This window comes from Komarekiella delphini-convector SJRDD-AB1 (assembly GCF_014831675.1).
Taxonomy (GTDB): Bacteria; Cyanobacteriota; Cyanobacteriia; order Cyanobacteriales; family Nostocaceae; genus Komarekiella.
Genome location: NZ_VJXY01000049.1, coordinates 47,044 through 53,483 on the forward strand (window position 1 = coordinate 47,044; position 6,440 = coordinate 53,483).

At 42.1% G+C, this 6,440-nt stretch carries 9 protein-coding genes; 8 read left to right on the forward strand and 1 reads right to left on the reverse strand.

The window, feature by feature from the left end:
• The first annotated feature begins 180 nt into the window (after nt 1–180).
• The 8 genes from FNW02_RS29865 to FNW02_RS29900 all read left to right on the forward strand — a co-directional run bounded on the left by FNW02_RS29865 (nt 181) and on the right by FNW02_RS29900 (nt 5,585).
• A complete protein-coding gene (locus FNW02_RS29865) occupies nt 181–681 on the forward strand; it encodes a DUF2231 domain-containing protein (protein WP_191761076.1) in 501 nt (166 codons plus the stop codon).
• Nucleotides 678–824 carry a hypothetical protein gene (locus tag FNW02_RS29870; protein WP_191761087.1) on the forward strand — a complete coding sequence of 49 codons (147 nt, stop codon included), beginning with the start codon at nt 678–680 and terminating at the stop codon, nt 822–824. The genes FNW02_RS29865 and FNW02_RS29870 overlap by 4 nt, the downstream gene beginning before the upstream one ends.
• Before the next feature lie 28 nt (nt 825–852).
• Nucleotides 853–2,295 (forward strand): cytochrome ubiquinol oxidase subunit I, encoded by a 1,443-nt coding sequence (locus FNW02_RS29875; protein WP_191761077.1) that lies wholly within the window; start codon nt 853–855, stop codon nt 2,293–2,295.
• A gap of 134 nt (nt 2,296–2,429) precedes the next feature.
• Nucleotides 2,430–3,443, forward strand: a complete 1,014-nt coding sequence (cydB, locus tag FNW02_RS29880) for a cytochrome d ubiquinol oxidase subunit II (RefSeq protein WP_191761078.1) — start codon at nt 2,430–2,432, stop codon at nt 3,441–3,443.
• Nucleotides 3,444–3,618: 175 nt separating this feature from the next.
• Nucleotides 3,619–3,699, forward strand: a complete 81-nt coding sequence (locus FNW02_RS29885; RefSeq protein WP_431356827.1) for an energy-coupling factor ABC transporter permease — start codon at nt 3,619–3,621, stop codon at nt 3,697–3,699.
• Entirely contained in the window at nt 3,686–4,450 is a 765-nt protein-coding gene (locus tag FNW02_RS29890) for an ATP-binding cassette domain-containing protein (protein ID WP_191761086.1), read from the forward strand. Before FNW02_RS29885 ends, FNW02_RS29890 begins: the two co-directional genes overlap by 14 nt.
• Before the next feature lie 125 nt (nt 4,451–4,575).
• Nucleotides 4,576–4,884 (forward strand): metal-sensing transcriptional repressor, encoded by a 309-nt coding sequence (locus FNW02_RS29895; protein ID WP_191761079.1) that lies wholly within the window; start codon nt 4,576–4,578, stop codon nt 4,882–4,884.
• 122 nt (nt 4,885–5,006) lie between these two features.
• Nucleotides 5,007–5,585, forward strand: coding sequence for a formylmethanofuran dehydrogenase subunit E family protein (locus tag FNW02_RS29900; protein WP_191761080.1), 579 nt, complete (start codon nt 5,007–5,009; stop codon nt 5,583–5,585).
• Between the two features lie 263 nt (nt 5,586–5,848).
• Here the strand turns inward: FNW02_RS29900 and FNW02_RS29905 are convergent, their stop codons facing one another.
• The gene (locus FNW02_RS29905; RefSeq protein ID WP_191761081.1) at nt 5,849–6,064 is read right to left on the reverse strand and encodes a chlorophyll a/b-binding protein; all 216 of its coding nucleotides are present in this window, start codon (nt 6,062–6,064) and stop codon (nt 5,849–5,851) included.
• Between the last annotated feature and the right edge of the window lie 376 nt (nt 6,065–6,440).

Below are 6,440 nucleotides of genomic sequence, written 5' to 3' on the forward strand. Positions count from 1 at the left end.
TGATGAGATTTTTACAAATGTCAAAAGACAGACTGTCATTCTTTTCTCTGACATTTTGTCAAACTAAAAAATCTAGAAAAAAGTTAAATAATATCCAGATAAATCATTATTGAAGACATTATTGGAAGAATATATTTGTTAAGTTTAGCTAAGTGCAGGATATTTGCACGGGAGCAGACCATGTTTGAATATCTTCCACCTTTGAACGACCACAACTTACCTTATCCAGATACAATCCATCCGATTGTTGTCCACTTCGTAATTGCGATGGTATTGTTTGCCTTCTTCTGTGATGTAGTTGGTTATTTTAGCCATAACGCCCGTCTTTTTGAAGTGAGTTGGTGGAATATGTTTTTCGCCACGATCGCAATTTTTATTGCTATCATCTTTGGTCATATTGAAGCGGGTTTAGCCGAACCTTACAACGCAGTTGAACCAGTCCTAAATTTACATACCCTGATTGGCTGGTCGCTTTCAGGAATCATCGCTGCGATTACAGGTTGGCGCTACGTCATTCGATTACGTGACCCAGAAAAAGTACCAGTTCCCTATCTGGGAGTGGGACTACTTTTAACTTGTTTAGTGTTCTTCCAAGTGTATTTGGGAGATGAATTAGTGTGGGTGTATGGACTGCACACAGTACCAGTTGTAGAAGCTGTGAAGGCAGGTATTTTGCGATGAATGCCCAACTAATTGAACAATTACAAGTGAAATACCAAGATTTTGAACCCTATTACACTGAAGCCGAGAAACTCTACCAAGTCCACGGTAAATCAGGCGATGACCCAACAGAACCATATGACCCCAAGATGCTGTGCAAGTAAAGATTTAAACAAATTCAGAGGTTAGTTCATGGATTTTCTATCGGACACTGTTGCCCTCTCGCGGATGCAGTTTGCACTGACGGCGATTTTTCATATGCTATGGCCTGTTCTCACCACTGGGATGGGGATTTATCTAGTTATCGTTGAAGGAATGTGGCTAAAAACACGCAATCCTGATTACTACCACCATGCTCGTTTCTGGGCAAAGCTATATGTGTTGAATTTCGGCATTGGTGTAGCATCCGGCTTACCGATGGAGTTTCAATTTGGCACGAACTGGGCACCCTTCTCCGAAGCGGTAGGCGACTTTTTTGGCAGCATTTTAGGCTTTGAGGCTTCGATGGCATTCATGTTAGAAGCCGGATTTTTGGGGATTATGCTGTTTGGCTGGGAACGGGTAAACCCAGTGATTCACTATTTTGCCACGATTATGGTTGCCTTTGGCGCAAACCTATCTACCTTCTGGATTTTAGCGGCAAACTCTTGGTTGCAGACCCCGGCAGGCGGAGAAATGGTGAACGGAAAGTTTGTTGTCGATGATTACTTTCAGGCAATCTTAAATCCCTTCATGCTCAACAGCGTCTCGCACATGTTTTTGGCGACGCTGGAAACCTCTTTGTTTGTGATTGGGGGAATTAGCGCTTGGTATATTCTCAACAACCGTCATCAGGCTTTCTTTGCGCGATCGCTCAAAATTGTCTTAGCAACAGCGATCGCTGTCACCCCATTACAAATCTATATCGGACACCTCAGCGCCGAGCAAGTAGCTGATTATCAGCCTACCAAGCTAGCTGCAATGGAAGCCAAGTGGGAAACCTCTCCTGCCGGTCAACCGGCTCCCTGGAGTGTGGTGGCATTACCCAATAACCAGACCGAGCAAAATGACTGGGAACTCTCAATTCCCAACGGCTTAGGCTACATTTTGGAATTCAAACAGAACCTTTCTAAACCTGTTCTTGGACTGAAACATTGGAAACCTGAAGATCGCCCTCGCATGGTGGGTTTGATTTATTATGCTTTCCGTATTATGAGCGGCATTGGCTTCTTCTTGGCTGGATTGATAAGCATCAGTGTGATTCAGTGGTTGCGGGGCAAACTTTCACCAGAAGCGATCGCCGGGCAGAAATGGCTACTGCGAATCTGGATTTTGGCGGCTCCACTGGGCTACATCGCCGTCGAATCAGGCTGGATTGTGCGTTGTGTTGGGCGGCAACCCTGGGTGGTTTACGGGCAAATTCGCACCGCAGATGGAGTTTCACACCTACCTGCTAGTGAGGTCTTAACATCTCTGCTAATTTTTGCTGTAATTTATACAGCCCTATTTATTTGTGCCTTATTCTTTGGTAGTCGGATCATTCGTCAAGGCCCCAACCTAAAGCTTCCGGTTCCAGGCATTGACACCCAACCTGCCGTAGAAACTACTCCGGCTGAATTTGTTCCAGATCAACGTCCTGTCGAAGCAGAGCAATGAGGAGTGCTGTAAAGCCCTGCGGGCATGGCTGCGCTTAGAGCGGTAGCGGGGCTTTAGCCAGTACTTTTTCTTCCCTACGGGACGCTACGCGAACACTCAGGACTCAGCACTCAGCACTATCAATAGGTAACTGTATGGAGAATCTAGAACACTTTTTAGCGCAGGTCTGGTTTGTAATTTTGGCTCTGTTTTTATTTCTCTACGTAATGTTAGACGGGTTTGATCTAGGCGTAGGCATCCTATCGCTAACCAGTTCTAATGACGACCGACGCGACATCTTAATGACGAGTTTGGGTAATATTTGGGATGCTAATGAAACCTGGTTGGTGTTGATGGGGGGTGCGTTGTTTGGGGCATTTCCTCTCGCTTATGGCACCATTCTGAATGCTCTCTACATTCCCATTTTTGGCATGATCTTTGGCTTGATTTTTCGGGCTGTGGCCTTTGAGTTTCGAGAACATTCTACAAACAAAGTCTTTTGGAATGTGGCGTTTGGAGTCGGTAGTTTCATGGCGGCGCTGTTTCAAGGATTTGCCTTGGGCAGCATTTTGGAAGGCATTAAGGTGGATGAAGCGGGTCACTTTATCGGCAGCATGTGGGATTGGCTTGATTGGCGATCGCTCTTAGTTTCCTTGACATTGATTCAGGGTTATGTATTGATTGGTTCCACCTATCTCATCTTAAAAACTGAGGGAGAACTGCAAACATCCCATTACCGCACAGCAAAACTCGCTGCTTGGACAACGCTGTTAGGTGCAATCTTAATCACAATCGCCACCCCTGTTGTGTATGAAAATGCTAGGGCAAAGTTATTTCACCAGCCAGAAGTGTATCTATTTTCAGTGATTCCCGTGCTAGGTGTGCTGCTGATTTGGTTGTTGATTCAAAGCCTGAACCGCAAAGCAGAAACTACTCCCCTCGTTTGGACAGTGCTGCTTTTCCTACTTACTTTTGTGGGATTAGGATTAGTTGTTTTCCCCTATATCATCCCCCCAGGCATCACCATTTATCAGGCAGCCGCAGCACCTAGTGCATTAGTGTTCATGATTATCTTCATTGGATTTCTGATTCCCATTATGTTGTTCTACAACATCTACAATTACATTGTGTTTCGAGGGAAAGTGGCAGGTACACATTATGGAGAATAGGTAATACCAATTTGAGAAATGATTGTTGATCTTTGTCCAAAGTCCAAGATGGTAGTTTCTTCCCATCTAATTCTGGGGTAAGTCCGGCTTTAACTATTATTGCCAATGTTTTGCGAGTTGGCGTTCGTCATACCCTACGGGGGATATGGTAACTGTGTTCATTGTACAGGGTGTTATGTTTCAGGATGGTGGACTGACAGTATTAAAGGCCAACATCTTTAACATGGGATTGATCGGTACGTATTCAAAATCTTAACTATACCTACCCTGATGGAACTCAAGCTTTGAGGGAAATTAATTTGTCTATCAAAGCAACTGAGCGAGTGGCGTTAATTGGAGCCAATGGTTCGGGAAAATCCACGTTGCTATTACATCTCAATGGAATTCTTATGCCTCAGTCGGGACAAGTGACGATTGGAGAGTGGACTTTAACTGTTGAAAATTTGCGAAATATTCGGAATTTTGTGGGGTTGGTGTTCCAAAATCCAGATAATCAGTTATTCATGCCAACAGTTTGGGAAGATGTTGCTTTTGGCCCGATGAATTTGGGTGTACAAGGTGAGGAATTAACACAACGAGTTCTGCAAGCGATGGCAGCAGTTGATATTGATCCCCAATGGTATGAGCAACGCTATACCGGTAATTTATCTGGAGGTGAAAAGAAACGGATTGCGATCGCTGGTGTCTTAGCCATGAATCCACAGATCTTAGTATTTGATGAACCCTCAGCTCAGTTAGATCCCCGTTCTCGCCGTCAATTAATCGAACTGCTGCACAGTTTACCTCTGACACAACTGATTGCAACTCACGATTTAGATTTAGCTTTGGATTTGTGCGATCGCACAGTTGTTCTCAGTCAAGGTCAAGTTGTATATGATGGCGAAACTGAGCAGGTAATGAGCAATCCAGAGTTTTTATTTGGACACGCTTTAGAGTCACCATTATGCTATAGCCGCCCTTACTGTCAGCTGGAACATGCACCTGTCATTTCATCTTGGAAAGTGTGAATTTGTTTGAATCAGTCACATGAAATTGCTACCTAACAAGATTTTTTAGCAGTAATTTAGATTTCAAGCTAGTAGTAAATTGTCACTTATCAATACCAAACCCATCAAATACCAAAAATAGTTATATGGATTCTCATCAAGAAAACTCATCCAATCTTCAGCATAATTACAGTGAAGCATCTCTACAGGATTTGGTGAAGCGATTATCCCGTATTGAAGGACATATTCGAGGTGTAAAGAATATGGTTGAAACAAGTCGTCCTTGTCCAGATGTATTAGTTCAAATAGCTGCTGTCCGAGGAGCAGTTCAGCAAGTTGGTCGAATTATTTTACATGAATATCTTAGAGAATCCGTTGCTCGAACTACCCAACAGGGAGATATTAAAACTGAGATTGAAGCATTAAAGACGGTGTTAGATCGCTTTTTAACTTAGATTTAGCTTTGCTACGCAGTGTATTACTCGTTAGTTCCTGCTATCAAATTGATTAATACTTTAGACATTGTTTCTTCAACTTAATTCCGATTTTATAATAGCTATCTTGGCAAAATATAGTGATGTCTAACAAACTTGAGCGACTTATATGCTTATTAATTTGTTTGTGTTCTTTAGTTCCGTCTGTACCACTCAAAGCGGAAACTCCAGAAGAATGGGTCACTCTAGGAAAGCGCATACATGGAGGTTTTGGTAGTTACATTGCTCTAGGAATCCGTATAGGATTAGATGCAATGAAGCGTCTTGATGCCAAACCACGCGAATTGGATGTTACTTACTTTGATGGTGCTAATGCGCCATGTCCTTGCGTTGCAGATGGCATTATGATTGCCACAGTTGCCACGCCAGGGCAAAATTCTCTGCGAGTTATATCCTCTAAAAGCGACTCAAATAACTTTGGGGTTGTTGTAATTAAAAATAAGAAAACAGGAGAATTACTGCGTTATGTAATACCGGCCGCAGCTCGTTCTCTACTTGATAAGTGGAATCAGGATCTAAACGAACGCCAGCGCTACGATGCAGTAATGAATACGTCTAGTGATTCTTTATTTCGTGTTTTTAGTAACAATAAAAAAAGTTATAAAGCACCCAAAGATTTGCCAAAATTATATATTTTTTTGATGCCAATCAGAAAGGGTTAGGAATAGTTCACAGGTATATCCCTAAAGTGAGTTCAAATTTTCAATCTGGACAATCCATTTGATAAACTTACAATCTAGTGTCAAAACAGTGTGCAGGAATATCCAGATGAGGACACATGACCAAAAATATTACGCTCCATTCAAGATAGTTAATATCATGAATGGAGCGCATTATGCTGCATACCTGTCTAAACCCAATTCTCACAAGATGGAGATTTTTGTTGCTCTGCAATACTATACTAAAGAACAACATTACTTCTTTATTAGAAAAATCCCCAGAAAAGTCCTCCAAGAAGCCCATCTCTATTAAAGATTTCAAACAGTGCAGTTGCAAAGAAGCCAATCATAGCCAAGCGTCCGTTCCAAATCTCTGCACTTGGTTGAAAGCCCCATCTCCAACGTGTACCGGCGTAATAGTAAGGCTCTTTAATTTCTGGGAGTAAATCCTGACTTCCTTTCGCTTCTTTTATTTCTTGCATGATTCCTTGCCTTTTTGAGAAGAGTATTTGTACTTTATCTATCTTGTCTCCCATCTTAAAAAAACTTTACAGAATCCTCGTCTTCCCAACGATACAAAAAATTACACAAAAAAAACCAAAGAATTTACGCCAAAAAAACAAACAATTTCTGTCAAAAGTTGAACACTTAGTTGTGTTAGATAACACAAGAGATAAATACTCTCCTTCATCTTGGCAGCAAAATGAAGGAGAGTAAAGCACGCTATAGGTAATATTTTGAGATTATTGTTTGTCTGTGACAGGGGAGTAAATTTATCCCCCTGAAAATTTCTACGCAGTTACTACCTTGGGTTGAGGTTTAGTAAATAACTCAGCTAAATGATGTGGTTGGCGATCG

Excerpts from the sequence above, each read along its gene's own strand:
- FNW02_RS29885 (WP_431356827.1), top strand. The coding sequence starts at position 3,619 with ATGTTTCAGGATGGTGGACTGACAGTATTAAAGGCCAACATCTTTAAC.
- cydB (WP_191761078.1), top strand. The coding sequence starts at position 2,430 with ATGGAGAATCTAGAACACTTTTTAGCGCAGGTCTGGTTTGTAATTTTG.
- FNW02_RS29905 (WP_191761081.1), bottom strand. The coding sequence starts at position 6,064 with ATGCAAGAAATAAAAGAAGCGAAAGGAAGTCAGGATTTACTCCCAGAA.
- FNW02_RS29875 (WP_191761077.1), top strand. The coding sequence starts at position 853 with ATGGATTTTCTATCGGACACTGTTGCCCTCTCGCGGATGCAGTTTGCA.
- FNW02_RS29865 (WP_191761076.1), top strand. The coding sequence starts at position 181 with ATGTTTGAATATCTTCCACCTTTGAACGACCACAACTTACCTTATCCA.
- FNW02_RS29895 (WP_191761079.1), top strand. The coding sequence starts at position 4,576 with ATGGATTCTCATCAAGAAAACTCATCCAATCTTCAGCATAATTACAGT.
- FNW02_RS29900 (WP_191761080.1), top strand. The coding sequence starts at position 5,007 with ATGTCTAACAAACTTGAGCGACTTATATGCTTATTAATTTGTTTGTGT.
- FNW02_RS29870 (WP_191761087.1), top strand. The coding sequence starts at position 678 with ATGAATGCCCAACTAATTGAACAATTACAAGTGAAATACCAAGATTTT.